Here is a 25327-nt window from a genome sequence, read left to right as displayed (position 1 = left end):
CGCCTTCACATTTGTCGTCACGACAAGCTCATCAAATGTGCATGTGATTAAAATTTAATCGACCACAGATTTCCCGGGGACCTTTCGTGCGTCCACAAAGGCACCCGCAACGACCCGCCTGCCGGTTCCGCGCTAGACGGGTCGTGTGGCCCTGAGTTTGCATCCCAGCGCTTTCTGATGTCTGAGCTAGACGCTTGCAATCCGGCCTGAAGCGGTTTCAAGTTGGCCCGGTCATTCGCCCTGGTTCGGGGCAACCATCCAGATTCTCGAAAGGGAGACATCTCGCGAATGTTTGACGTTGCTGTTTCAACCCCGCCGCAGGTGGAGGACGCGCCAATGCAGCGCGCCCGGGGGGAGGCACGCATCTCATTCAAACAGGTGGGATCCCAAACACGGCTGGATGACCTTTATCAACGCGGCTCAGCCAAATTCCGCCTGCCAAGGGTCTATGACAACATACCTGTCGCTGTTCTGATCAACACCGCTGGAGGTGTGACCGGAGGCGATGAGTATACATATTCTGCCCGAGTTGCCGCAGGTGGCCACGCGATCCTTACAAGCCAGGCCGCCGAGCGCGCCTATCGCCGGTCCACCGGAAACGGCACGATCACGACACGGCTGATGGCAGAAGCAGATGCATTTGTTGAATGGCTTCCTCAGGAGACAATCCTGTTCAACGCATCGGCCTTGCATCGCTCGATGACGGTCGACCTGCAAGACAACGCCCGCTTTCTCGGCATTGAGTCGATCGTCCTTGGTCGCACCGCCATGGGTGAAACGATCGACACGGTCTCCTTCAGAGACCGATGGCGCATTCACCGGGATGGAAAACTTGTCTTTGCCGATGACGCGCGCCTTGAAGGCAACACGAGGGACATTCTCAAGGGCGCCGCGACCACATCAGGTGGTCTTGCCTTCGCAACGCTGATTGATTGCGATCCAAACGCCGAGGCCCGACTTGATCGTGCCCGCACCGCACTCGAAGGCTGCAGCCCGGATGCGCCTGTCAGAGCCGCCACCAGCGCCTGGAACGGAGTTCTAACAGCGCGTTTCGTTGCAGCCGATGGACGGTCCCTGCGTGACGCGCTGATGTCATTTCTTGAAACCTATCGTTCAGCACCGCTGCCACGAGTCTGGCACTGCTGAACACACCATAATCATCATTCAGGGGAGGTTACTTTGAATCTCACGCCACGTGAAAAAGACAAATTGCTGATTGCCACCGCCGCCATGGTCGCCCGCCGACGCCTGGAGCGTGGCGTCAAGCTGAACCATCCTGAAGCCATCGCCTTGATTACCGACTTCGTCGTTGAAGGCGCAAGGGATGGACGCTCGGTCGCCGATCTCATGGAAACCGGTGCGAAGGTTCTGACACGCGACCAGGTCATGGATGGCATCGCCGAAATGATCCATGATGTTCAGGTTGAGGCGACTTTCCCGGACGGCACCAAGCTCGTCACCGTTCACGAACCTATCCGCTAGTGTTTCAAAGGAGATTTTCATGAAAAAGATTGCTCTCTTCACGGCTGCCTTGGTCGCATCAGCAGGCTCTGCGCTGGCCCATCCAAGCGCCCAGCAACATGCACACCCGCACACGGATGCCGCGGGCATGATCACGACCGAGACACTGGTCATCGTCGCACTCGGCTTGTCTTTCGTCGGCGCGATTGCCTGGGCCCGCCGCAGCCTGGCAGGTGACAAATGATCCCTGGAGAACTTTTCCCCGCAGACGGCGAGATCGAGCTGAACGCAGGCCTTGAGGCCATTTCCATCGAAGTCTCGAACACCGGCGACCGTCCGATCCAGGTCGGCAGCCACTATCACTTCGCCGAAACCAACGAAGGTCTTTCCTTCGATCGGGAAGCTGCTCGCGGCATGCGTCTGGATATTCCGGCCGGAACCGCTGTTCGCTTCGAACCCGGACAAAGCCGGTCCGTCTCGCTTGTGCCATATCGCGGCGATCGCGCCGTTTACGGCTTCAACCAGAAAGTCATGGGCTCGCTCTAGGCGGCAGACGGCGATCCGGGGAGGGCGTCATCATGAAAAATCGGCTTCTTGCACTGGCAAGTCTGGCGCTCGTGACATCAACGGATGGGCTCAGCGCGCAGGACAACATCGATTGCGGCTATCCGCTGAACCAGATGGAGAGGACCTATTGTGCCCAAAAAGCCTGGAAACAGTACGACGCTGAGCTGAATGCCACCTACCAGGCCGCCATGGCGACCATGCGCAGCCTCGATGCCAGTCTCCCTGACCACATGCAGGGCGGGGCGGATGCACTCCGTGACGCCCAGCGCTCGTGGATCCCATATCGCGACAAGGCGTGCGAGGCATACGGCTTCCTGGCGCGCGGCGGCTCCATGGAGCCATTGCTGATTTACGGCTGCCTGGCAACGCTGACCGTCAAGCGCACCGATGAACTGAGTGAACTCGCCGAAGGCCTCGGCAACTGAAGATCCGCGCGGAGCCCAAAAGCTCTCGCTGCGCCCAGGAGGACATAAATGCCTTATAAAATGCCCCGCGCCGCCTATGCGGACATGTTCGGACCGACCACCGGCGACCGCCTTCGGCTCGCAGACACAGACCTTGTGATCGAAGTCGAGAAGGACTTCACCACCTATGGAGAAGAAGTAAAATTCGGTGGCGGCAAGGTGATCCGCGACGGCATGGGACAGTCCCAGCACCCACGTTCGGCTGGGGCCGTTGATACCGTCATAACCAACGCCTTGATCGTTGATCACTGGGGCATCGTAAAGGCAGATGTGGGCCTGAAGGACGGTCGCATCGTCGCCATCGGCAAGGCAGGCAACCCGGATGTTCAGCCGGATGTCGACATCATCGTCGGACCAGGTACGGAAGCCATCGCAGGGGAAGGCAAGATCCTCACTGCAGGCGCCCTCGACGTGCACATTCACTTTATTTGCCCGCAGCAGATCGAAGAAGCCCTCATGTCCGGCGTCACGACGATGCTCGGCGGTGGAACCGGTCCGGCCACAGGCACCAACGCCACCACCTGTACACCCGGCCCGTGGCACATCACGCGCATGCTGCAATCGGCGGACAGCTTCCCCATGAACCTGGCCTTCGCCGGAAAGGGCAACGCCTCACTTCCAGCCGGCCTGGAAGAACAGATCCTCGCAGGTGCCTGCGCACTCAAACTGCATGAGGACTGGGGCACAACCCCGGCGGCCATCGACACATGCCTCTCGGTCGCCGACGAATATGACATCCAGGTGATGATCCATACGGATACGCTGAACGAAAGCGGTTTCGTCGAGAACACCACTTCAGCGTTCAAGAACCGCACAATTCATGCGTTTCATACCGAAGGCGCCGGCGGTGGCCATGCGCCTGACATCATCAAGGTTTGCGGCGAGCTGAATGTCATCCCGTCTTCGACAAATCCGACCCGGCCCTACACCGTCAACACCATCGACGAGCATCTCGACATGTTGATGGTCTGCCACCATCTGGATTCCTCCATTCCAGAAGACGTTGCCTTTGCCGAAAGCCGGATCCGGCGCGAGACAATTGCAGCTGAAGACATTCTGCATGACATGGGTGCGTTCTCTATCATCGCCTCCGACAGTCAGGCCATGGGTCGCGTGGGCGAAGTTATCATCCGCACCATGCAGACCGCCCATAAGATGAAGTCACAACGAGGCCGTCTGAGCGAAGAAACCGGCGAGAACGACAACCATCGCGTCAAACGCTACATGTCGAAGATCACAATCAACCCGGCAATTGCCCACGGTCTTGATGAGCACATCGGCTCGGTTGAAGTCGGCAAACTTGCCGATCTGGTGCTGTGGGATCCGAAGTTCTTCGGGGTAAAGCCGGACATGGTGCTGAAGCTCGGCACGATTGCCGCCGCACCCATGGGCGATCCAAATGCCTCCATCCCGACGCCTCAACCGGTCCACTACCGTCCCATGTTTGGTGCGTACGGCAAGGCGATGACCCAAAGCCGCGTGACATTTGTCTCGAAGGCTGCCTTCGACAACGGCGTCAAGGACAAGGCAGGACTCGACAGTCTTGTCCTTCCGGTCAAAAACGTGCGCGGCGGTATCTCGAAAAAATCCATGGTGCTTAACGACGCGACGCCCGAGATCGAGGTTCATCCCGAGACCTATGAGGTCCGCGCCAACGGCGAGCTGCTCACCTGCGAACCCGCCGAAGTGCTCCCCATGGCCCAGCGTTACTTCCTTTTCTAACAATCTGACAGAACGGACGAGTGACAGCGTTTGTCTACATCTTGACGTCGAGCCGAAATGGAACGCTATACACAGGCGTCACCACGGATTTGGCCAGGAGGGTTTACGAGCATAAGGTAGAAGCGGTGCCAGGCTTTACAGGCAAATATAATTGCAAGCAGCTTGTCTGGTATGAAGTTCACGATGAGATCGGGCGTGCCATCCAACGTGAAAAAAACATCAAACGCTACTACCGCACCTGGAAGCTCAATTTGATCAACGAGATGAACCCGGAATGGCATGATCTCTATGAGCAACTAAACCACTAGGTGGATCCTCGGGACTTCGCCCGAGGATGACGCCAGATACTCTCGACACTACTGCATAAGATTGTGCCGAGCGAGATGACTGAAACGATCATGCGATTAAATCTCGCATTTAATTCGCGCCTCTCCGTGGTCATCCTCGGGCGAAGTCCCGAGGATCCAAATGCCGAAACACACAAGTGTGGAAAGAACTAGGATGTACAAGGTAATCGGGGCACTGCAGTCGCGAGCACTGCGGGTTCTCTGGCTGTTGGAGGAGCTCGGGGAAGCCTATGTCCATGATCCGACCAATCCACAGTCTGATGCCATCCGTGCCGTCAACCCGGCCGGCAAGATCCCGGCGCTGATCGATGGCGATACAGTGCTGACGGATTCGATCGCCATCTGCACGTACCTTTCGGACAAACACGGCAAGATAACCTTTCCGGCAGGCACCATTGACCGGGCACGGCAGGACAGCTTCACCCAGTTCGCCGTTGATGAGCTGGAAGGAGCGCTTTGGACCGCGGCCAAAAACTCTTTCATTCATCCGAAAGACGTGCGTGTCCCGGACATCAAAGCCGTCTGCAAGGCCGAATTCTCCCAGGCACTCAGGACGCTGGAAACCCGCCTGGGCGACGGCCCCTATGTCATGGGTGAGACCTTCACCATTGCCGATATCATTCTCGGGCATTGTTCCGGCTGGGCCGTAGCCGCAAAGTTCGATCAGCCCAGAGAAGGACCTGTCGCTGCCTATTTCAAGCGCTTGCGTGAGCGGCCCGCGTTCCAGGCAATGATGGCCAAACTCAAAGAGGGTTCATGATCCGCGTCGCTGATATTCTTGCTGCTGGAACCTGGGAAGGTAACCCCTCAGACACAATCACTCTGGACCGGGAAGACCGGCATCGGCGCCGGGCCGTGCTGACAGGGTCAGGCGGCACCGCGTTCCTGCTCGACCAGCCCAATGCAGTTCATCTGCATCATGGTGACGGTCTTGAGCTGGAGGACGGCCGCATCATCGAGGTTGTTGGCGCGTCCGAAGATCTCGTCGAGATCGAGGCGGATGACATGGGTCATCTCGTCAAGATCGCCTGGCATCTGGGCAACCGGCATCTGCCGACGCAATTGATGGGGCAAACCCTGCGGATACGCCGGGATCATGTCATCGAAGATCTTGTTGTCCGCCTTGGTGGCAAATTGACGGTCCTGCGCGCGCCGTTTGATCCGGAGGGCGGTGCCTATGGCCATGGTCAGACCCAGGGCCATGATCACGGGCACGAAAGCCACCATCATGGACACTCTCATGACCACTGATGCAGTGTCTTCCGCAGCGCTTTATCGCCTGCTCGCCTTTCTCTCTCCTGCGTTTCCGATTGGTGCCTATACCTATAGCCACGGTCTGGAGCAGGTGATCGAGGAGGGAGAGGTCACGGACGCACAAGGCCTCAAGACCTGGCTGGAAGACGTCTTGCGCTTTGGCGCAGGCCGCAGCGACATCATCCTCACCAAGGAAACGATGCTTGCAGCGTCGCGCGGCGATGAGGCAGCTGTTCGCGACCTGAACGATCTTGGCCTCGCCCTGCAGCCCTCCAGGGAGCGCCATCTGGAAACCAGCGCACAGGGCACAGCCTTTATCGGTGCGGTTGTGCAGGCCTGGCGACCAGAGGACGACAGCCCAGCCTCTCGCGTATTCAACAACCTTACAGACCTGTCGTCCGGTAGCGCACCAAAGTCCTGGCCTTATCCAGTCGCAGTCGGACTGACTGCAGCCGCCTGGCGTCTTCCCACTGACGCCACAGCGACCGGACTGCTTCACGCCTTCAGTGCCAACATCATTTCAGCCGCCGTTCGGGCGGTTCCACTTGGACAAACTGACGGTCAGCGCATTTTGGCGGCACTGGAAGAAACAATCGCTGAAGTGACCGGGGAGGCACTCGGTGCCGGTCTGGACGATCTCGGCACCTGCAGCTTTTTGGCCGACATTGCGTCCATGGCCCATGAAACAAAATACTCGAGGTTGTTCCGCTCATGAGTTCTTCAAACGGTGCTTTGCGTGTTGGAATTGGCGGCCCGGTCGGATCCGGCAAGACCACTTTGACCGACAAGCTTTGCAAGGCGATGCGCGATCAGTACTCGCTCGCCGTCATAACCAATGACATCTACACCAGTGAGGATGCCGAGGCGCTGATGCGCTCCCAGGCGCTCTCCAGCGATCGCATTCGCGGCGTGGAGACCGGCGGTTGCCCGCATACGGCCATTCGTGAAGACGCCTCCATCAATCTGGCGGCCGTGGCTGATCTTAATCAGGCGTTTCCCGATCTCGATCTCATATTGATCGAATCTGGCGGCGACAATCTCGCAGCGACCTTCTCGCCGGAACTGGCCGATCTGACGATCTATGTGATCGACGTGGCGGCAGGCGAGGAAATTCCGCGCAAAGGCGGCCCGGGCATCACTCGTTCGGATCTGCTGGTCATCAACAAGACCGATCTGGCTCCCCATGTAGGCGCTGATCTCTCCGTCATGGATCGCGACGCAACGAAAATGCGCAAGGCACGGCCCTTTGTTTTCGCAAATACGAAAGCCGGGGCAGGGGTTCAGGAAGTCGTACAATTCATTGTCGAAAAAGGCGGGCTCTAGAACCATCTTCAAGCCACCACGAGGATCTTCAAAACAATTTCGCGTCTCTTCAGCAGAGTTGCAATAAAATCCAAATCTGACTTAAGTCATCACTCATTGATCGAAAGGGGAGACCGATCATGATGTTCGACGGTATCAATCTCTTGGCTGTGCTGGCCGCTGCCGCTGGCTCATTTGTGTTTGGTGCGATCTGGTATGGCGCGCTTGGCAAGGCGTGGATGAAGGCCGCAAGCCTCTCGCCTGAACAGACCAAGCCGGCGCCGGTGACAATGGCAATCGCCTTTGTCTGCCAATTTCTGATGGCCTTCGTTTTGGCCGGCGTGATCTATCATGTCGGTGGAACAAACCTGAAGACCGGACTGATTTCCGCAGGAATGGTTTGGACCGGTTTCATTCTGACCAGCCAGATCGTCAATCACCGTTTTCAGGGCGCACCCTGGTCGCTGACGTTGATTGATTGTGGCCACTGGCTCGGAGTCTTGATGCTTCAGGGCACCATCATAGGTCTGATCGGTTAGCCCTCTTCGACCAAGGTTGACGCCTACGAAAGTACCAACCCTTGCGTATGGACGCTGTGTGGGTGCATGCGCATAATGTGGCCGACAACGTCGGGTCTGCCGTTTGGGCATGCGCCCTTTTAGTGATGTCTGGGAGGTTATCACATGTCGGACAATGTATTCCCCGTGCCTGCCGAGGTCGCGGAGCGGGCTCATGTGGACAATGCGAAGTACCTGGAGATGTACAAGCAGTCGGTCGAGAACCCCGAGGGTTTCTGGGGCGAGCATGGCAAGCGCGTCGACTGGATCAATCCCTACACCAAGGTGAAGAACACCTCCTACGACTACCACAACGTGGACATCAAGTGGTTCGAGGATGGAACGCTCAACGTGTCGGCCAACTGCGTGGACCGGCATCTTGAGACCCGTGGCGACCAGCCTGCAATCATTTGGGAAGGCGACGATCCGAGCGAAAGCAAGGTCATCACCTACAAGCAGCTTCATCACGAAGTGAATGTCTTCGCCAACGTCCTGCATTCCCAGGGTGTCAAGAAAGGTGATCGCGTCACGCTTTACCTTCCGATGATCCCTGAAGCGGCCTATGCGATGCTAGCCTGCGCGCGCATCGGAGCGGTACATTCCATCGTCTTTGGCGGTTTCTCGCCAGACAGTCTTGCCCAGCGCATCGAAGGCTGTGACAGCAAGTGCATCGTGACGGCCGATGAAGGTCTGCGCGGCGGACGCAAGGTTCCCCTGAAAGCCAACGTCGACAAGGCTGTCGAAAAGGCGCCGGTCGACAGCGTCATCGTCGTCAAGCGCACTGGCGGCGACATCACGATGCAAGACGGTCGCGACGTCTGGTATCATGAAGAAGCCGATCGGGTGTCAGATCACTGCGCACCCGTGGAAATGAACGCGGAAGATCCGCTGTTTATTCTCTATACTTCTGGCTCGACAGGTCAGCCCAAAGGTGTTCTGCACACGACCGGCGGCTATCTCGTCTACGCCTCGATGACCCACCAATATGTCTTCGATTATCATGATGGCGACGTCTACTGGTGCACGGCAGATGTGGGATGGGTCACAGGCCACAGCTACATCGTCTATGGACCGCTGGCCAACGGTGCGACAACCCTGATGTTTGAAGGCGTGCCGACCTATCCAGGTCCGGGACGGTTCTGGGAAGTTTGCGACAAGCATAACGTCAACATCTTCTACACGGCCCCAACAGCCATTCGCGCGCTGATGGGCGCCGGCGACGAACACGTCACCGCTACGTCGCGCAAATCCTTGCGGCTGCTGGGCTCCGTCGGTGAGCCGATCAATCCGGAAGCCTGGAACTGGTACTACAATGTGGTTGGCGAAAAGCGCTGTCCCATCGTCGACACCTGGTGGCAGACCGAAACCGGTGGCATCCTGATCACACCGCTTCCCGGCGCAACAGCACTGAAGCCAGGCTCAGCGACTCGCCCATTTTTCGGCGTCCAACCCGCCATCGTGGATGCGGAAGGACAGTTTCTGGAGGGAGCCACAGAGGGCAACCTGGTCATCACCGACAGCTGGCCCGGTCAGATGCGCTCGGTCTTTGGCGATCACGAGCGGTTCGTTCAGACCTACTTCGCCACCTACAAGGGTCTCTACTTCACCGGTGACGGCTGCCGCCGCGATGAAGACGGGTATTACTGGATCACCGGCCGCGTGGATGACGTCATCAATGTCTCCGGCCACCGTATGGGCACGGCAGAGGTCGAAAGTGCGCTTGTCGCCCACCAGAAGGTCTCAGAGGCCGCTGTGGTCGGTTATCCGCACGACATCAAGGGGCAGGGCATCTACGCCTATGTCACGCTGATGGAAGGTGAGGAGCCGACGGATGACCTGAAAAAGGAACTGGTGAAGCACGTTCGCTCTGAAATCGGACCGATCGCGTCTCCGGACCTGATCCAGTTCTCGCCCGGCCTACCGAAGACCCGTTCCGGCAAGATCATGCGCCGCATCCTGCGCAAGATCGCCGAAGACAGCTTCGACAACCTCGGTGATACCTCGACCCTGGCGGATCCTGCCGTTGTCGACGATCTGATCGACAATCGTCAGAACCGCGGCTAAGGCACCCCCCACAAACAACAAAAGGCGCGTCCAACGACGCGCCTTTTTTATGACCTGAAATCTGATGATTACTTTGCCAGATAGATCGACTGGATCTTCTTTGCGATATTACCGAATGCGTTAACCAATTCATTTTGTGAATCTGCAAAGTAAAAATTGCTATCTTCAGAGGCACATTGCTCCATCAATTCTTCTCCGAAATCAGAACCGGCTGTTTCAAAATAGATCGTAAATACCTCAATATTATTGCTTGCCATTTGCTCACAAAATTTCAGACCACGAACCGCAGATTCATCGCTAATAGTAGCATCCTCATTGTAATCCTCCGTCCACACATCTTCGGTTGTTTCTGTTTCAGTGCATACATATTTCCATTTATATTTGCCATTTTTTCTTTGAAGCAACTCCCAGTTACAATCTTCTTCAGTAACTGTAGTCTCTACTTCATCAAAATAATTGTTAAAATCACCGTCTGTCATAACGATTGCAAATTTCAAAACATCATCATCACTGTATTCAGCTGGCGCACTGTCTGAAGGCCAAAGAGAAGCCCAGTTAGGCGAAAGAGTGTACCAGCCCCAGGAAATGCCAGTTTGGCCTGCGGTGCCACCTGACGCGGCTAGGTCTTCAATTGCGTCTGACAAAACCTCTCTGTCGGAAGTCAAGGGAATTAACTTTTCATCAGGGCACGCTTCTCCCCAGGGACTACTTTCATAACCGTTGTAGATAAGAGCGTCGCCAGCCCCTTTAAAGAAAAGCGAATCTTCACCGTCATAGTTGTAGATCGCATCCGTAAAACGTTCAGCGCCCGGCCGCTCAGTCACACAATTACCATTTCCGGCAACGTCATCGGTGACATCATCAGCATAAGACCCAAGATTAACGCCCTGAGAATAGGGCACAATCGAGATTCGAACCTTGCTGTCTGAATCAGATGTGTCATCAGGAATAAGCGTATCCAAAAGTTCCTGTGCAGCTTCTTGTAGAGAATCTATGTCGTTTTTCATCGAGCCTGTCACATCGAGGATCAACGCGAGTTCGACATCAAACTTCGAATAATTGACCTCCGTTGCGCCTGCAACGTCGATATAGTCCGGACCAATTCCGCCAAGCCCGATGAAATAGGTCGGCACCGAGATCGACGTGGATACAGAAACGACACCCTCGTCCGGATCGACCGTAAAATCCATGTTGCTGACGGCCGCAGCCGAAAGGCCGAGGGAGTCCAGATTGGCCGCGAAAACCTCCTCCAGCATTTCTTCGATCTCATCGTCGCTCATGATAGTGGTGGACAGCTCCGCAGCCACCGCCAGCGCGGCCGCGTCTAGTGCGTTGACCATAACTTCGCGGTCGTTGATCGCGCGTCCATAGTCAATCCCTGCGCCAGCGACAACGATGACGACGAGACTCATCACGGCAAAGATAGGCAGGATTGCGCCGCGCGTATCATCGGCAAATTTTTGCAAGCTGCAGGCAATCTGTCTGGGAAAAACCATGAACATAGTTGGGTCTCCGGGTCACTTACGGAAGATCCTTAAGTCATTGGGCTTTCATTTTAGTAAAATTGACCAGAGAGATACCGTTAACACCTCACGGAAAAGCGGGAGAATCTTGACCCTGGCAGACATATAGGCAGCATCTCGCAGAAGCCTGATCTCTGTCCGGCCCTAAGGTTCGAGCTCCGTGTCCCAATACAGGAAGTCGAGCCAACTCTCATGCAGGTAGTTCGGCGGGAAGCCCCGGCCGTTGTTGTGCAGGTCCTGGATGGTCGGCTGAAACGGCATGTGCATCGGCCACATGTTCAGCTGTTCGCAGGACTTGTTGGCTTTCTTCAGATTGCACGGCGAACAGGCGGTGATCACGTTTTCCCAGGTGGTCAAACCACCTTTGGAGCGAGGAATGAGATGATCGAAGGTAAGCTCATCCTTCGTACCACAATACTGGCACTGAAATCTGTCGCGGAGAAATACATTGAAGCGTGTAAAGGCGGGATATCTGCTGGGTTTGACGAATGTCTTGAGGGAAACAACGCTCGGAAGCCGAAATTCAAAGCTCGGACTTCGAACCGCTGTTTCATATTCCGAAACGATGTTCACCCGGTCCAGAAAGACAGCCTTGACCGTGTCCTGCCAGGACCAAAGGGACAAGGGATAATAACTCAGGGGCCGATAATCGGCATTCAGTACCAATGCCGGATGGGCACCCGACGTAACCGCAATCGTCACCTTCCGCTCCTCATGCCTGTCGAATGGCCTGCCATCCGGTCATTCAGACAACAGGATCAGTCCTCATGAGACAAGAGTATTGTAGAGCGCTGGTGACACTCTTGTGAAGCCTGCAATCAACTTGTCAGGCACTTGTTCAAAAGCAACGAAAACACAGGATTAACAAAGGTTAACCTTTTGATTTTTTATCGCTATCGCCTGAGGCGTCGAAATTCCGTCTAGGGAAACCAAGGACAAATAAAAACGGGCGCCCTTGGGGCGCCCGTGAATTTTTCAAAATTTGGATCGAATCACGACGTCTGCCAATCGCGAATATCGACAAATTTGCCCTCGATCGCAGCGGCAGCAGCCATGGCTGGCGACACCAGATGCGTCCGGCCCTTGAAGCCCTGACGACCTTCGAAGTTGCGGTTCGATGTTGAGGCACAACGTTCACCCGGCTTCAGCTTGTCCGCATTCATGGCAAGGCACATGGAGCAACCCGGCTCACGCCACTCAAAACCGGCATCCTTGAAGATCTTGTCCAGGCCTTCGGCTTCAGCCTGTTCCTTGACGAGACCGGAACCTGGAACGACCATTGCGCTGACGTGATCACTCACCTTGCGATCACCAACCATCGCAGCAGCTGCGCGCAGATCCTCGATCCGTCCATTGGTGCAAGACCCGATAAAGACACGGTCAACCGGAATGTCCGTGATCTTGGTACCAGGTTCCAGCCCCATGTATTCCAAGGCACGCCACTTCGACTTGCGCGTGTTTTCGTCTTCAATGTCATCCGGATTGGGCACAACGCTCGTGACCGAGGTTACATCCTCGGGCGAAGATCCCCAGGTAACAATCGGCGGCAGATTTGCGGCATCCAGCGTTACCACCTTGTCGAAATGGGCACCTTCGTCCGAGCGAAGGCTCTTCCAGTATTCAACGGCCATATCCCAAGCTTCGCCCGTCGGCGCCTTCGGACGTCCCTTGATATATTCGAAAGTCGTCTCATCAGGGGCAATCAGGCCGGCACGCGCGCCACCCTCGATCGACATGTTACAGATGGTCATACGACCTTCCATAGACAGCGACTGGATGGCTTCACCAGCGTATTCCATGACGTAACCAGTGCCGCCAGCAGTCCCGATCTCGCCGATGATCGCAAGGATGATATCCTTGGCGGTCACGCCGTCAGGCAGCTTGCCATTCACCTGGATCAGCATGTTCTTGGCTTTTTTCTGAATCAGCGTCTGCGTCGCAAGAACGTGCTCGACTTCAGACGTGCCGATGCCATGTGCAAGCGCGCCAAAGGCGCCATGCGTCGACGTATGGCTGTCACCGCAGACAATCGTCATGCCCGGCAGGGTGAAGCCCTGCTCCGGCCCGACAATATGCACGACACCCTGACGCTTGTCGTAGGCGTCATAGTACTCGATGCCAAACTCGCGGGTGTTATCCGCAAGAGCCGCAATCTGTGTCACGCTCTCCGGGTCCGGATTGGGCAGGCTGCGGTCCGTTGTCGGCACATTGTGATCAACAACTGCCAGCGTCTTCTGCGGCTGACGCACCTTGCGGCCGGTCATCCGCAGGCCCTCGAAGGCCTGTGGGCTGGTCACTTCATGAACGAGGTGGCGGTCAATATAAAGCAGGCCTGTGCCGTCGTCCTGCATGTCGACCAGATGGTCATCCCAGATCTTGTCGTAAAGCGTCCTGGCTTTCGTCATTGGTTCTCTCCTGAAACCTGGGCGGTCCTTGTTCTTTATCGTCGCGAAGCAGCACTAAACCGCTGGCGTTTGGACCGTCCCTGAAAGATGCGGCGTCAAATGCATCTCCCCATTCTCCCGCAATTCAATGACTCATTGAAGGTCGTGAGGTCAAGCGGATTGACTTGAGCTTTTGTCAAGTGAGCTTGAAACCGCCGCAAATCGGGCGAGTGTGCCTATCAATGCAAAAAAGGCGGCCCTGAAGGACCGCCTTTTCAAATTCTGCAAAAGAACGCCGATCTTATTCGGCTGCTGCTTCTGCCGCATCCTTTTCAGCCTGCTTTTCAGCGGCCTTGATTGCCTTTGCAGCCGCTGCGTCAGCGCGGGTTGCTTCGTTCAGGCGCTTTGCGCGAGCGTTCGTTGCTTCAACGATACGAGCAGACTTACCGCGACGGTCGCGCAGGTAGTAAAGCTTCGCACGGCGAACTTTACCACGGCGAACCACTTCAACGCCTTCAAGCATCGGGGAATAGATTGGGAACACACGTTCCACGCCTTCGCCGTAAGAGATTTTGCGAACGGTGAAGCTCTCGTTGATGCCGCCACCCGAACGGGAGATGCAAACACCTTCGTAAGCCTGCGTACGGGTACGTGTGCCTTCCGTAACGCGAACATTGACCTTGATCGTGTCGCCAGGAGAAAACTCCGGCAGCTTGCGCTTTTCTTCGATCTTCGCCATTTCTTCGGCGTTGAGCTGTTCAATAATGTTCATGGCATATTTCCCTTTTGATTTAGCAAAGCGGTCAGAGCGTCCAACTTGAAAAGCGGGACGGATTCACCGTCTTCGGGCCATGTGACAATGCTCCAGGATCAATGTTGGCCGTAGCCACGAAACGTCCGCACGAAAACACACGAAAATCCCCATCGGATCCATTCGCCGCGCGTGATACATCAAGATCGCGCGCTTGTCATGTGAATTCTGAATCCGATCAAGCTCTTGGCTGGAAAAAGCAGCCATGGCGAAGGCTAGTCGTCTGAATCCGCAGAGATATAGCTCTGCCACAGGTCGGGGCGGCGTTCCCGGGTCAGGTCTTTCGCCTGCTCATGTTGCCACTCGGCAATCTTCTTGTGGTTGCCCGAGGTCAGAACGTCCGGAATTCGATGGCCCTCAAAGTCTGCAGGCCTTGTATATTGCGGATGCTCCAACAGACCAGTCTCAAAGCTCTCCGTCGCCGCGCTCTCCATGTTACCCATGACGCCGGGTATCAACCGAACGACAGCATCCAGCATCGTAATGGCCCCGATTTCGCCGCCCGATAGAATGTAATCACCGATCGAAATTTCCTCGAGATGACGCGCATCAATCACGCGCTGGTCGACGCCCTCAAAACGCCCGCAAACGATAATCGCGCCAGGCCCCTCGGCCAACTCGTGAGCCCGTTGCTGGGTAAGAGGCCGGCCCCGCGGACTCATAAGGATCCGCGGGCGCGGATCAGCCGCGGGTGCTGCAGTATCGATCGCTTTCGCGAGAATATCAGCACGCAAAACCATACCGGCGCCGCCGCCCGACGGCGTATCGTCCACGGATCTGTGTTTGTCTGTCGCAACATCGCGTATTTGCTGGGCCTCCAGCTCCCAAAGCCCGTTGTCCAATGCCCGTCCTGACAAACTGTGTCCCAGCGGGCCAGGAAATATTTCCGGATAAAGCGTCAGGATACTTGCCTTGAATGTCATGGTTCTCTTCCGCTACGCTCGAATAAGGTATTGTTAACCTTAAATTTTATTTTCCCGCAACGCCTGCAGAATGCCCCGCGCAAGTAGCATTGGATTAATCTTCAACGCTGAAGCTAGTCCCAAAGTCCCTGGAGTCCATGGCTGTGCCAACTTTGCGTTTCAAATTGCCCGGTTTCATTCAGAGCCGCGTTGACCAACACTATCTCGACGTCTCTCTGAGTCGCTTGCTGCCGCTCGCGGCGCTGATCGTATTCGGTGTTCTGGTGGGACTGGTTTTCAACACCGGAGTGGGACACCCTTACGACAAGGTCATACACGTTGGATTCTATGCGCTTCTAACTCTGTCCATCCACACACTGTTTTGTTGCAGATTGCGTATTTCCGCCGTAGTCGCCTTTGTCATGGGGCTCGTTGGAGAAGGTGTGCAGGCATTCGTACCCCACCATCAGGCATCCCTGTCGGATGCGGTCGCCAATGGAATTGGCGTTGCGATGGTCGTCGCCGCAATTGCGCTTATCCGTTCAGAAGAAAAACAGGTCATTCGAAGCCAGCCTGTCGAACTCGACCTCAAAGGCATGGGCCTTGAGCCATTTCAATCGGACTCTTCTGCCGGACGCTCATCAGAGAAGTAGTCCTCAGGCAAATCCACCGAAATCTCTCCGGCCTCTAGATCGATGCGCGGAACGAAGGCCTTTGTGAAGGGCACGTAGAAAGTCTTTCCGCGTGCAGGCCGAATTTCCAGCAGATCCCCTGCGCCGAAATCCTGCACCGCCACAAGCTTACCCAGCGCCTCTCCATTCCCATCAAGAACAGAAAGACCGGTGAGGTCTGAATAGTAGAATTCGTCTTCTTCCGGATCCGGGAGCTGATCCCTGGAGATATAAAGCTCAAGACCATTCAGCTCTTCAGCCTGGTTCCGGTCCTTGATCCCCTCGAACTGGGTCACAACGACTGTTTTCTGCACACGCGCGCGCAAGACCTCGAAAGTCCGCTTGCCATCCTTCGTGACCAGGGTCCCGTAGTCGGTAAAGGAAAGCGGGTCATCGCCAAAAGCTTTGACCCGCACTTCCCCTCGGATGCCATGGGCCGCGCCAATGCGAGCCATGAGGACCATGTCCTTGTCGACATCACCCATGTTGTGGTGCCATCCTCATAGCCGTCCGGCGCAGACCAGATTGCATCTTATTCAGCAGCAGCTTCTTCACCACCTTCAGGGGCGGCAGCAGCTTCTGCTGCAGCAGCGGCTGCGTCTTCTTCAGCCTGCTTCTTGGCGTCAAGGCGTTCCTGTGCCTTCTGACCAAGCTGTGCCTTCTTCGGGTTGTTGCGAGCTTCACGCTTCAAAAGACCGGCAGCATCGAGGAAACGGTGAACGCGATCGGTCGGCTGTGCGCCAGCAGCGATCCAGTGCTGGATGCGCTCGACGTTCAGCTGAACGCGGTCTTCGGAATCCTTCGGCAGCATCGGGTTGTAGGAACCAACCTTTTCGATGAAACGGCCATCGCGCGGTGCGCGAACGTCTGCGATAACAATGCGGTAGTATGGGCGCTTCTTGGAACCGCCACGTGCAAGGCGAATTTTCGTAGCCATTTTTCAGTTCTCCAGTTTGTTCATTTGCCGGTTTCAGCGGCAATGGCTTCATGGTGCCGAATGACTTCCTTCACGATGAAGTTCAGGAAGGTTTCGGCAAAATCAGGATCGAGATTTGCATCCACCGCAAGCTGGCGCAGGCGTTCGATCTGAACCTTCTCCCGCGCCGGATCGGCCGGCGGCAGGTCATTGGTTGCTTTCAGGACACCCACCTTCTGGGTGCATTTGAAACGTTCAGCGAGCATGTAGACGAGCGACGTATCGATGTTGTCGATCGAAGATCTCAGCAATTTCAGCTCATTGATGGCCGACGATTGGCCCAATTGGCTTTCCGCATCGCTCACACTCATTTTTTCTTGCCTTTCCCCATGCCCGGCAGACCGCCGAGGCCACCCGGCATTTTCGGACCGCCAAGACCCGGTAATCCGGGCATGCCCGGAGGCAGACCGCCTGGAAGGCCCTTGGGCATCTCCATACCGCCGGGAAGCTGGCCGGACTTGGCCATTTCCTCGAGCTGCTTGGGATCAACATTCGGCATACCACCCATGCCACCGGTAAGGCCGCCCATCATCTTGCCGAGCATGCCTTTGCCCTTGCCCATCTTCTTCATCATGTCCGCCATCTGGCGATGCATCTTCAGAAGCTTGTTGACCTCGGAAACATCCACGCCGGCACCGGCGGCAATACGCTTTTTGCGGCTTGCCTTGAGCAACTCCGGCTTGCGCTTTTCAGTCTTTGTCATGGACTGGATGATCGCGACCTGGCGTTTGAACATCTTGTCGTCGATGTTCGAAGCCTCGATCTGCTTCTTCATCTTGCCGACACCGGGAAGCATACCCATCATGCCCGACATGCCGCCCAGCTTTTCCATTTGCTTGAGCTGTTCCGCAAGATCGTTCAGATCGAAGTGACCCTTCTGCATCTTGCGCGCCATTTCAGCGGCTTTTTCCGCATCAATGGCTTCTGCCGCCTTTTCGACGAGCGAAACGATATCGCCCATGCCAAGGATCCGGTCGGCAATCCGCTTGGGATGGAAGTCTTCAAGCGCGTCGGATTTTTCGCCCGTACCGATCAGTTTGACCGGCTTACCCGTCACGGCCTGCATGGACAGCGCCGCACCGCCGCGGCCGTCGCCGTCCATACGGGTGAGCGCAATGCCGGTAATGCCGACACGCTCGTCAAAGTTCTTGGCGAGATTGACTGCGTCCTGACCGGTCAGTGCATCAGCAACCAGGATGATCTCATGCGGATCGGCAACAGCCTTCACGTCGGCCATCTCGACCATCAGATGCTCGTCGATGTGGATTCGACCCGCCGTATCGAGCAGGACCACGTCATAACCGCCAAGCTTCGCAGCGGTCATCGCGCGCTTGGCAATCTCGACCGGACCCTGCCCTTCGATGATCGGCAGACTATCAACGTCGTTCTGCTCACCCAGAACCTTGAGCTGCTCCTGAGCAGCCGGTCTGCGCGTATCAAGCGATGCCATCAGGACCTTGCGCTTGTCGCGCTGGGTCAGGCGGCGTGCGATCTTCGCAGTGGTCGTCGTCTTACCTGAGCCCTGAAGTCCGACCATCATGATCGCGACAGGTGCTGCCGCATTCAGGTCGACGCCCTGGCTCTCCGCGCCCAGCATCTCAATCAGCTGGTCATGGACGATCTTGACGACCATCTGCCCCGGCGTGACCGATTTGACGACTTCAGCGCCAACTGCACGATTACGCACCTTGTCCGTAAACGAGCGAACGACAGGCAGCGCGACATCAGCCTCGATCAACGCTCTGCGGATCTCGCGCAGCGCCTCGTTGACGTCATTCTCCGACAGCGCTCCGCGGCCGGTCAGCTTGTCGAATATACCGCTCAGTCGATCGGACAGGCTTTCGAACATAAAAAGGTCCTTACCGTTGCAATTCCGGGATGATCTCCCGACCATATGGGGACTGCAAGAAACCGCGCAAAGCAGAAACACACCCGAGGGCGCATCGCGCTGTCGGGTGGTAACCTCCGGGATCTCTTTACACCTTTACGGGTCCCGGTCGGCGGCTCGAAATGTAGTCACTCATATGGAGTTGGGGCGGGTAATGACCCAATTACTGCCGGGAGTCAAGGAAAAGCCGGTGCTCTCGGTCCTGAACAGCCATGCATGCGCGTTGGGGCTCCAACACTTGCTTTGCGGCGCGGTTGGATCAATAAGCATCGCATATCAATACGTCCAAAATCATGCGCGGGCCAAGGCGCGCCATGTATAAAGGGACATCGAGACATGAACTACCGCGCGGTTGCGCTCCCCATCGGCAGGCTTTTGATCCTTATTGCCGTCTTCATGCTCATTCCGGCCGGCGCCGATCTCGCCGCTCACAATCCGGACTGGCTCGTCTTTTTCGTCTCGGCACTCGTTCTTGGTTGCGTCGGGGCACTGGCCACAGCAGCTTTTGCAGGCCATACACCTGGACTACGCCGACGAGAGACCTTTCTGCTCGTGAACGCGGCCTGGATAACCTTTTGTGTTGCTGGCGCCCTTCCCCTCTATAGCAGCGGTCTCGGCATCAGTTTTACCGACGCCTTTTTTGAGGCCGCATCAGGTTTGACGACAACTGGCTCGACCATTCTGAGCGGCCTCGATCATCTGCCGCCCGGTATCTTGTTATGGCGCTCCCTTCTGCAATGGATCGGCGGTATTGGCATCATCGTCGTCGGGATCTGGCTGTTGCCGGGGTTGCGCGTCGGCGGAAGCCACCTGTTCGCATTGGAATCCTCTGAAAATACGACCAAGCCCTATGGCCGTATTGAGCCGTTCCTGATTCGGCTTCTCACGCTTTACGGTGGTCTGACGCTGATATGCACGCTGCTTTATCTAATCTGCGGCATGACCGTTTTTCAGGCGATCAATCACGCCATGACCACCGTTTCAAAAGGAGGATATTCGACATCGGACAGTTCCTTCGGACAGTTCGAAGGCACGTCCGTCTACTGGGTGTCGATTATCTTCATGCTCTGCTCAAGCATCCCCTTCCTATTCCTGATCCGCAGTCTTGAAGGCAAACATCCCGATGATCGGAAGCAGATCCTGCTTTTTGGAGTGATCATTGCAATCGCGAGTTTCGTGATTTTCCTCAGCCAGAAATGGCTTCAGAACGACACGCCCTTCCATCTTTTCACGATTTCCGTCTTTAATGTGGTGTCCGTGATCACCACCACCGGATATGCCGCACGCGACTATCTTCAATGGGGCACACTGGTCATCGCGATATTCTTCTTCCTGACCTTTCTGGGCGGCTGCAGCGGATCGACCTCAGGCGGGTTCAAGATGTTTCGCGTCGCACTGCTTCTCAGCTTCGTCCGTGTGCTGCTGCGCCGCATGATGTACCCGAACAGGGTTTTGCAGCCTTGCTATGACGGCAAACCTGTCAATCCTTCTGTCATGGAGGGCGTCCTGGTGTTCGCAGTGCTCTACGCGGGAACATTCGCCGTGTTCGGTCTCGCTTATACCTGTTTCGGGCTAGACCTTTTGACCGCCTTCAGCGGATCAATCACCGCGCTCGCCAACGTTGGCCCCGGTGTCGGTTCGATCATCGGACCATCCGGAACGTTTGAGAGCCTGCCCGATGGCGTGAAATGGCTCTTGGCCATTCAAATGATCCTGGGTCGGCTCGAAATCATCGCCGGGCTCGTCATCCTTACACCCGATTTCTGGACCGGCAACTGAGCCAAATACCTGCTTGAAAACAGCAAAAAGCCCTCACCAACCGCGTCCGGCTGGCGAGGGCTTTTTGCTCTTTTTGACGCCTGTCTGAGCATATCGCTCAAGCGTCTCGAGTCACCGCGGGCCTAGAGGCCGAGAGCGGTAAACTCATCAGGACTTAGAACTGCGTCCTGATTGGAATCCGCGGCCTTGAAGACATCTTCCGTAACCGCCGGCACTGCGGACGAGATTTCGGAGAATGTCAGAAAGCCATCCTGATCACCGTCAACGGCTTCAAAGGTTACACCTTGAGAAAAGGCTGCGCTCGAAGCCGTCAAGGCACCGAAAACCACTGCTGCTGCAAGACGTTTAGACATGGATGTTACTCCCACTAACAGGTTTGGATTTATGTTCCGACACTCGGAGAACCCGGGGTGTCGAAACAATTGGAAACCTGCCGTGGCAAGATGCCGCTTGGATGGCGAAGCTAAGGACGTCTTGTGATCTTGTCTTGGCACTCATCGGCGTCCCGCCATTGCCTCGTCAAGACGCGGTCACATTCAAGCCTATGAGACCAAAATAAGACCAGAAATTGCATTCGTTTGTTTCTCAACTTCGAAAGCAGTCAAACCGGATAGTCGCGATGACCAAAAATGGCGGACCCCACCCTGACGTGGGTCGCACCAAAAGCCAAGGCAATCTCATAGTCGGAGGACATGCCCATGGACAACTGCGTGAGATTGTTTCTCGACGCCATTTTCTGAAGCAAGGCGAAATGCGGTCCCGGTGCTTCCTCCACCGGTGGAATACACATCAGACCGATCACATTAAGCCCGACATTATCCCGGCAAGTGGCGACGAAAGCATCGAGATCAGCGGGCGAAATGCCAGCTTTCTGGGGCTCTTCGCCAGTATTGACTTGAATGAAGCAGGGTAGATCACGGTCCTGCTTCACCATTTCTGCCTTGAGGGCTTTCGCTATCTTCTCTCGATCAATCGTATGGATGACATCAAAGGTGGCGACCGCCTCTTTCGCCTTGTTGGATTGAAGCGGACCAATCAGATGCAGCTCAACACCGGAATACTCATCGCGCAGCGCAGGCCATTTACCCATCGCCTCCTGAACCCGGTTTTCGCCGAAAACCCTTTGACCCGCCGCAAGAACCGGGCGGATGTCATCCGCATCGAATGTCTTGGAAACCGCGACGAGGGTTGCGCTCCCTGCCGTGCGACCATTTTCGGCCTCAGCCGCACGAATATCGCTGAGAACCTGGTCCAGCCGGCCAGTTGCCGTTTCCGCCATATCGATCACCCTTGTCCTTTGCCAAACTTTCCTGAGGCAAGCTTCTGATAAGGTCGCGCCGGGTCAAATTGCAAGCATTGCCGCAACTGTCGCGAAAATGCAGACAATTTCCTGCAATCATGTTGACCCCACGCGCTATTTCTGGTGACAGTCCGCCAAACACATCAACAAATAAGCGTCGCTGGACGGCGCATCATGAAACGGCGATTTTAATGGCAACCGAACGGTACAACGCCCGCGAAGTAGAAGCGCGCTGGCAAAAGGTCTGGACTGAAAAGGGCGTTTTCGTCACTTCCAACGAAGATGAGCGGCAGAAATACTACGTCCTGGAGATGTTCCCCTATCCGTCCGGCCGTATCCACATGGGCCATGTGCGCAACTATGCCATGGGCGACGTGGTTGCTCGCTACAAGCGCGCGAAGGGTTTCAATGTCCTTCATCCGATGGGCTGGGACGCCTTTGGCATGCCCGCTGAAAACGCCGCGATGCAAAACAACGTCCATCCCAAGGACTGGACCTACGAAAACATCGCCTTCATGCGCGAACAGCTCAAGATCATGGGCCTTTCGCTGGACTGGAGCCGCGAATTTGCCACCTGCGACGTCGAATACTACGAACAGCAGCAGCGCCTTTTCCTGAAATTCCTCGAGGCCGGGCTCGTCTACCGCAAGAACGCCAAGGTCAACTGGGATCCTGTCGATATGACGGTTCTTGCCAACGAGCAGGTCATCGACGGCCGCGGTTGGCGCTCGGACGCCTTGGTCGAGCAGCGCGAGCTGACTCAATGGTTCTTCAAGATTTCCGACTACTCGGAAGATCTGCTGGATGCGCTCGACAGCCTCGATCGTTGGCCCGACAAAGTCCGCCTGATGCAGAAGAACTGGATCGGCAAGTCTGAAGGCCTTCGCGTGCGTTTTGAACTCCTGGAGGCTGCGCCCACGGGTGACGAGGTCCTGGAGATCTTTACGACACGGCCGGACACACTCTTTGGTGCGTCTTTCATGGGCCTGTCTCCGGATCATCCCATTTCCCTGAAACTGGCGGAAACCAACCCCGAACTGCAGGCATTCATCGAAGAATGCCGACGCATGGGTACCTCTGCAGAAGCCATTGAGACTGCAGAGAAAAAAGGTGTCGACACCGGCCTGCGCGTAAAGCATCCGCTCGATGACTCAATCGAACTTCCTGTCTATGTCGCCAACTTCATCCTGATGGACTATGGCACGGGCGCAATCTTCGCATGTCCTGCGCACGACCAGCGCGATCTGGATTTCGCGCGCAAATACGGTCTGCCAGTCACACCGGTCGTATTGCCAAAGGGCGCTGATCCGGCGACCTTCGAAATCGCGGATGAAGCCTTTACGGACGACGGGACGATTTTCAATTCGCGCTTCCTTGACGGTCTCAGCATCGCAGACGCCAAAGAGGCTGTTGCCAAAACGCTTGAAAAGGCAATGATCGGCGGCACGCCTCAGGGCGAACGGCAGGTCAATTACCGCCTGCGCGACTGGGGAATATCCCGTCAACGGTATTGGGGTTGCCCTATCCCGGTCATCCATTGCGATGACTGCGGAGTCGTGCCGGAAAAAGATGAAAACCTTCCCGTCGAACTGCCGGCTGACATCAACTTTGACAAACCCGGTAATCCACTCGACAGGCATCCGACCTGGCGCAAGACAACTTGCCCTTGCTGTGGCAAACCGGCCCTGCGCGAAACTGACACCATGGACACCTTCGTGGACAGCTCCTGGTATTTTGCGCGTTTTACCGCGCCGCGCTGCGATCAGCCCACCGATCCGAAGGCCGCAAATGACTGGCTGCCCGTCGATCAGTACATCGGCGGTATTGAGCATGCGATCCTCCACCTGCTGTATTCGCGCTTCTTCACCCGCGCGATGCAGAAGGTCGGAGCTCTCGATCTGAAAGAGCCCTTCAAGGGCCTCTTCACCCAGGGAATGGTCACTCACGAGACCTACAAGTCCGAAGACGGCAAGTGGCTGAGCCCCGCCGAGATTGTCATCGCGGGTGCCGAAAACGAACGTTCGGCAACTCATGCAGACACCGGCGCTCCCGTCACGATCGGCTCGATCGAGAAAATGTCGAAGTCGAAAAAGAACACGGTCGACCCGACGGACATCATCGAAACCTATGGGGCGGACACAGCACGCTGGTTCATGCTGTCCGACAGCCCGCCCGAACGCGATGTCATTTGGACAGAAGAAGGTGTTCAGGGCTCATGGCGTTTTGTTCAGCGTGTCTGGCGCCTGATCCAGGAAATTGCCGATGGCACGTCTCCTCGGGGCGAAGCTCCCGAGATTTCCGGCAAGGCGCTGGATCTGCGCAGATCGACCCATAAGACGCTGGCAGCCGTTTCCAAGGATCTGGAAGGCCTCGGCTTCAACCGCGCTGTGGCCCGAATCTACGAATACGTCAATCAGATTGGCAAGGCCGTTCATGATGGTCTGGAAGCCCCCGATACGGCTTATGCCGTCCGCGAAGCGGCTGAGTATCTGACCCAGATGATGGCTCCGATGATGCCGCACCTAGCGGAGGAGTGCTGGACACGTTTGGGGCTCGAAGGCGTCATTTCAGAAGCGAACTGGCCCGCGGTCGAGGACAGCCTTCTCGTCGATGATACCGTTACTCTGCCTATCCAGATCAACGGCAAGAAACGCGGTGAAATTATCGTTGCAAGAGACGCTTCCAAAGAGGCGGTCGAAGCAGCTACGCTGGAACTTGATTTCGTACAGCGGGCCCTCGAGGGGCGCGCTCCGCGCAAGATTATCGTGGTGCCCCAAAGGATCGTGAATGTCGTTGCTTGATCTGAACGTCCGCTGCCGCAAGGCGATCTCCGGTCTTGTGACCGCCCTCGCCGTTACAGGACTTCTGGCCGGCTGCCAGGTTCGCCCGCTGTATGGTTCGCTCGCCACTCCGTCGGGGGCGAACAGCACGGTTCAGGCAGAACTTGCCGCAATTGAGATCGATCCGATCTCCGACAAACACAGCGACGACGATGCCGCACGCGAGCTCTACAACGAGCTTACGTTCAATTTCGAGGGCGGCGCTGCCAGCCCACGGAAACTGTATCGTCTCAAGGTTCTGATGGACATCAGCCAGGCCGCAGTCGGTGTTGAGGAACTCGCAGATGTGCCATCTGCCTACACCTTGACCATGAACACGACCTTCGTGCTCTCCGACTATGAGACGCAAAAGACACTGACGACCGGCCGCTCGTTTGCCACTGCCTCCTATGACTTCTCCAGCCAGCGTTTTGCCAATATACGGGCAAAACGTGACGCAAAGCAGCGTGCCGCCGCAACGGTGGCCGACGATATCCAGGCTCGGATCGCCGGTTATTTCGCATCCCAGCGCTAAG

At 56.4% G+C, this 25327-nt stretch carries 28 protein-coding genes; 17 read left to right on the top strand and 11 right to left on the bottom strand.

The window, feature by feature from the left end:
• The first annotated feature begins 288 nt into the window (after positions 1 to 288).
• From ABJZ52_RS13750 to acs, 13 genes are all read left to right on the top strand, one after another.
• The gene (locus tag ABJZ52_RS13750; RefSeq protein ID WP_348191923.1) at positions 289 to 1146 is read left to right on the top strand and encodes an urease accessory protein UreD; all 858 of its coding nucleotides are present in this window, start codon (positions 289 to 291) and stop codon (positions 1144 to 1146) included.
• A 33-nt stretch (positions 1147 to 1179) separates the two neighbouring features.
• Positions 1180 to 1482: an urease subunit gamma gene (locus ABJZ52_RS13745; RefSeq protein ID WP_153771603.1), complete on the top strand. Its 303-nt coding sequence runs from the start codon at positions 1180 to 1182 to the stop codon at positions 1480 to 1482.
• Positions 1483 to 1501: 19 nt separating this feature from the next.
• Positions 1502 to 1705: a hypothetical protein gene (locus ABJZ52_RS13740; RefSeq protein WP_348191926.1), complete on the top strand. Its 204-nt coding sequence runs from the start codon at positions 1502 to 1504 to the stop codon at positions 1703 to 1705.
• Complete coding sequence (locus tag ABJZ52_RS13735) at positions 1702 to 2007, top strand: urease subunit beta (RefSeq protein WP_348191929.1); 306 nt, start codon at positions 1702 to 1704, stop codon at positions 2005 to 2007. The genes ABJZ52_RS13740 and ABJZ52_RS13735 overlap by 4 nt, the downstream gene beginning before the upstream one ends.
• 32 nt (positions 2008 to 2039) lie before the next feature.
• Positions 2040 to 2453: a lysozyme inhibitor LprI family protein gene (locus ABJZ52_RS13730; protein ID WP_348191932.1), complete on the top strand. Its 414-nt coding sequence runs from the start codon at positions 2040 to 2042 to the stop codon at positions 2451 to 2453.
• A gap of 48 nt (positions 2454 to 2501) precedes the next feature.
• Positions 2502 to 4214 carry an urease subunit alpha gene (gene ureC, locus ABJZ52_RS13725; protein WP_348191935.1) on the top strand — a complete coding sequence of 571 codons (1713 nt, stop codon included), beginning with the start codon at positions 2502 to 2504 and terminating at the stop codon, positions 4212 to 4214.
• Between the two features lie 20 nt (positions 4215 to 4234).
• Positions 4235 to 4522 (top strand): GIY-YIG nuclease family protein, encoded by a 288-nt coding sequence (locus ABJZ52_RS13720; protein ID WP_348191937.1) that lies wholly within the window; start codon positions 4235 to 4237, stop codon positions 4520 to 4522.
• A gap of 193 nt (positions 4523 to 4715) precedes the next feature.
• On the top strand, positions 4716 to 5321 hold the full coding sequence (locus ABJZ52_RS13715) for a glutathione S-transferase family protein (RefSeq protein WP_348191940.1): 606 nt from the start codon (positions 4716 to 4718) through the stop codon (positions 5319 to 5321).
• On the top strand, positions 5318 to 5812 hold the full coding sequence (locus ABJZ52_RS13710) for an urease accessory protein UreE (RefSeq protein ID WP_348191943.1): 495 nt from the start codon (positions 5318 to 5320) through the stop codon (positions 5810 to 5812). Before ABJZ52_RS13715 ends, ABJZ52_RS13710 begins: the two co-directional genes overlap by 4 nt.
• Entirely contained in the window at positions 5802 to 6530 is a 729-nt protein-coding gene (locus ABJZ52_RS13705; protein WP_348191946.1) for an urease accessory protein UreF, read from the top strand. The genes ABJZ52_RS13710 and ABJZ52_RS13705 overlap by 11 nt, the downstream gene beginning before the upstream one ends.
• Positions 6527 to 7138: an urease accessory protein UreG gene (ureG, locus tag ABJZ52_RS13700; protein WP_348191949.1), complete on the top strand. Its 612-nt coding sequence runs from the start codon at positions 6527 to 6529 to the stop codon at positions 7136 to 7138. The genes ABJZ52_RS13705 and ureG overlap by 4 nt, the downstream gene beginning before the upstream one ends.
• 119 nt (positions 7139 to 7257) lie before the next feature.
• Positions 7258 to 7656, top strand: coding sequence for a DUF1761 domain-containing protein (locus tag ABJZ52_RS13695; protein WP_348191952.1), 399 nt, complete (start codon positions 7258 to 7260; stop codon positions 7654 to 7656).
• A 144-nt stretch (positions 7657 to 7800) separates the two neighbouring features.
• Positions 7801 to 9738, top strand: a complete 1938-nt coding sequence (gene acs, locus ABJZ52_RS13690) for an acetate--CoA ligase (RefSeq protein WP_348200047.1) — start codon at positions 7801 to 7803, stop codon at positions 9736 to 9738.
• A gap of 68 nt (positions 9739 to 9806) precedes the next feature.
• Here the strand turns inward: acs and ABJZ52_RS13685 are convergent, their stop codons facing one another.
• The 5 genes from ABJZ52_RS13685 to trmD all read right to left on the bottom strand — a co-directional run bounded on the left by ABJZ52_RS13685 (position 9807) and on the right by trmD (position 15379).
• Positions 9807 to 11240 (bottom strand): pilus assembly protein TadG-related protein, encoded by a 1434-nt coding sequence (locus ABJZ52_RS13685; protein ID WP_348191474.1) that lies wholly within the window; start codon positions 11238 to 11240, stop codon positions 9807 to 9809.
• Positions 11241 to 11405: 165 nt separating this feature from the next.
• A complete protein-coding gene (locus ABJZ52_RS13680; RefSeq protein WP_153771613.1) occupies positions 11406 to 11963 on the bottom strand; it encodes an HNH endonuclease in 558 nt (185 codons plus the stop codon).
• A gap of 290 nt (positions 11964 to 12253) precedes the next feature.
• Entirely contained in the window at positions 12254 to 13666 is a 1413-nt protein-coding gene (gene leuC / locus ABJZ52_RS13675) for a 3-isopropylmalate dehydratase large subunit (protein ID WP_348191471.1), read from the bottom strand.
• Between the two features lie 280 nt (positions 13667 to 13946).
• Positions 13947 to 14417, bottom strand: coding sequence for a 50S ribosomal protein L19 (rplS, locus tag ABJZ52_RS13670; protein ID WP_348191468.1), 471 nt, complete (start codon positions 14415 to 14417; stop codon positions 13947 to 13949).
• A gap of 254 nt (positions 14418 to 14671) precedes the next feature.
• The gene (gene trmD, locus ABJZ52_RS13665; RefSeq protein WP_348191465.1) at positions 14672 to 15379 is read right to left on the bottom strand and encodes a tRNA (guanosine(37)-N1)-methyltransferase TrmD; all 708 of its coding nucleotides are present in this window, start codon (positions 15377 to 15379) and stop codon (positions 14672 to 14674) included.
• Between the two features lie 137 nt (positions 15380 to 15516).
• Here trmD and ABJZ52_RS13660 point away from each other — a divergent pair, with 137 nt between their 5' ends.
• Positions 15517 to 16011, top strand: a complete 495-nt coding sequence (locus ABJZ52_RS13660) for an antibiotic resistance protein VanZ (RefSeq protein WP_348191462.1) — start codon at positions 15517 to 15519, stop codon at positions 16009 to 16011.
• Here the strand turns inward: ABJZ52_RS13660 and rimM are convergent.
• The 4 genes from rimM to ffh are packed head-to-tail and all read right to left on the bottom strand — an operon-like array spanning position 15972 to position 18854.
• A complete protein-coding gene (gene rimM, locus ABJZ52_RS13655) occupies positions 15972 to 16514 on the bottom strand; it encodes a ribosome maturation factor RimM (RefSeq protein WP_348191459.1) in 543 nt (180 codons plus the stop codon). The two genes, ABJZ52_RS13660 and rimM, sit on opposite strands and share 40 nt — an antisense overlap.
• Positions 16515 to 16561: 47 nt before the next feature.
• Positions 16562 to 16966: a 30S ribosomal protein S16 gene (rpsP, locus tag ABJZ52_RS13650; RefSeq protein WP_348191456.1), complete on the bottom strand. Its 405-nt coding sequence runs from the start codon at positions 16964 to 16966 to the stop codon at positions 16562 to 16564.
• A 20-nt stretch (positions 16967 to 16986) separates the two neighbouring features.
• Positions 16987 to 17310, bottom strand: coding sequence for a chorismate mutase (locus ABJZ52_RS13645; protein ID WP_348191481.1), 324 nt, complete (start codon positions 17308 to 17310; stop codon positions 16987 to 16989).
• 2 nt (positions 17311 to 17312) lie between these two features.
• Positions 17313 to 18854, bottom strand: coding sequence for a signal recognition particle protein (gene ffh, locus ABJZ52_RS13640; RefSeq protein ID WP_348191453.1), 1542 nt, complete (start codon positions 18852 to 18854; stop codon positions 17313 to 17315).
• Between the two features lie 375 nt (positions 18855 to 19229).
• Here ffh and ABJZ52_RS13635 point away from each other — a divergent pair, with 375 nt between their 5' ends.
• Positions 19230 to 20672 (top strand): TrkH family potassium uptake protein, encoded by a 1443-nt coding sequence (locus tag ABJZ52_RS13635; protein WP_348191450.1) that lies wholly within the window; start codon positions 19230 to 19232, stop codon positions 20670 to 20672.
• A gap of 122 nt (positions 20673 to 20794) precedes the next feature.
• On the opposite strand, the gene ABJZ52_RS13630 is transcribed toward ABJZ52_RS13635, so the two are convergent.
• Both ABJZ52_RS13630 and ABJZ52_RS13625 read right to left on the bottom strand, forming a co-directional pair.
• On the bottom strand, positions 20795 to 21025 hold the full coding sequence (locus ABJZ52_RS13630) for a hypothetical protein (RefSeq protein WP_348191447.1): 231 nt from the start codon (positions 21023 to 21025) through the stop codon (positions 20795 to 20797).
• Positions 21026 to 21273: 248 nt separating this feature from the next.
• Positions 21274 to 21951, bottom strand: coding sequence for a YggS family pyridoxal phosphate-dependent enzyme (locus ABJZ52_RS13625; protein ID WP_348187797.1), 678 nt, complete (start codon positions 21949 to 21951; stop codon positions 21274 to 21276).
• A 212-nt stretch (positions 21952 to 22163) separates the two neighbouring features.
• On the opposite strand from ABJZ52_RS13625, the gene leuS reads away from it, so the two are divergent.
• On the top strand, positions 22164 to 24773 hold the full coding sequence (leuS, locus tag ABJZ52_RS13620) for a leucine--tRNA ligase (protein WP_348187795.1): 2610 nt from the start codon (positions 22164 to 22166) through the stop codon (positions 24771 to 24773).
• Positions 24760 to 25326: an LPS assembly lipoprotein LptE gene (gene lptE, locus ABJZ52_RS13615; RefSeq protein ID WP_348191442.1), complete on the top strand. Its 567-nt coding sequence runs from the start codon at positions 24760 to 24762 to the stop codon at positions 25324 to 25326. Before leuS ends, lptE begins: the two co-directional genes overlap by 14 nt.
• The last annotated feature ends 1 nt before the right edge of the window (position 25327 follow it).

The organism is Roseibium sp. (assembly GCF_039982295.1).
In the GTDB taxonomy this organism is placed as follows: domain Bacteria; phylum Pseudomonadota; class Alphaproteobacteria; order Rhizobiales; family Stappiaceae; genus Roseibium.
Note: the sequence above shows the minus strand (reverse complement) of the source record. Positions and strands in the feature narration are given on the sequence as shown.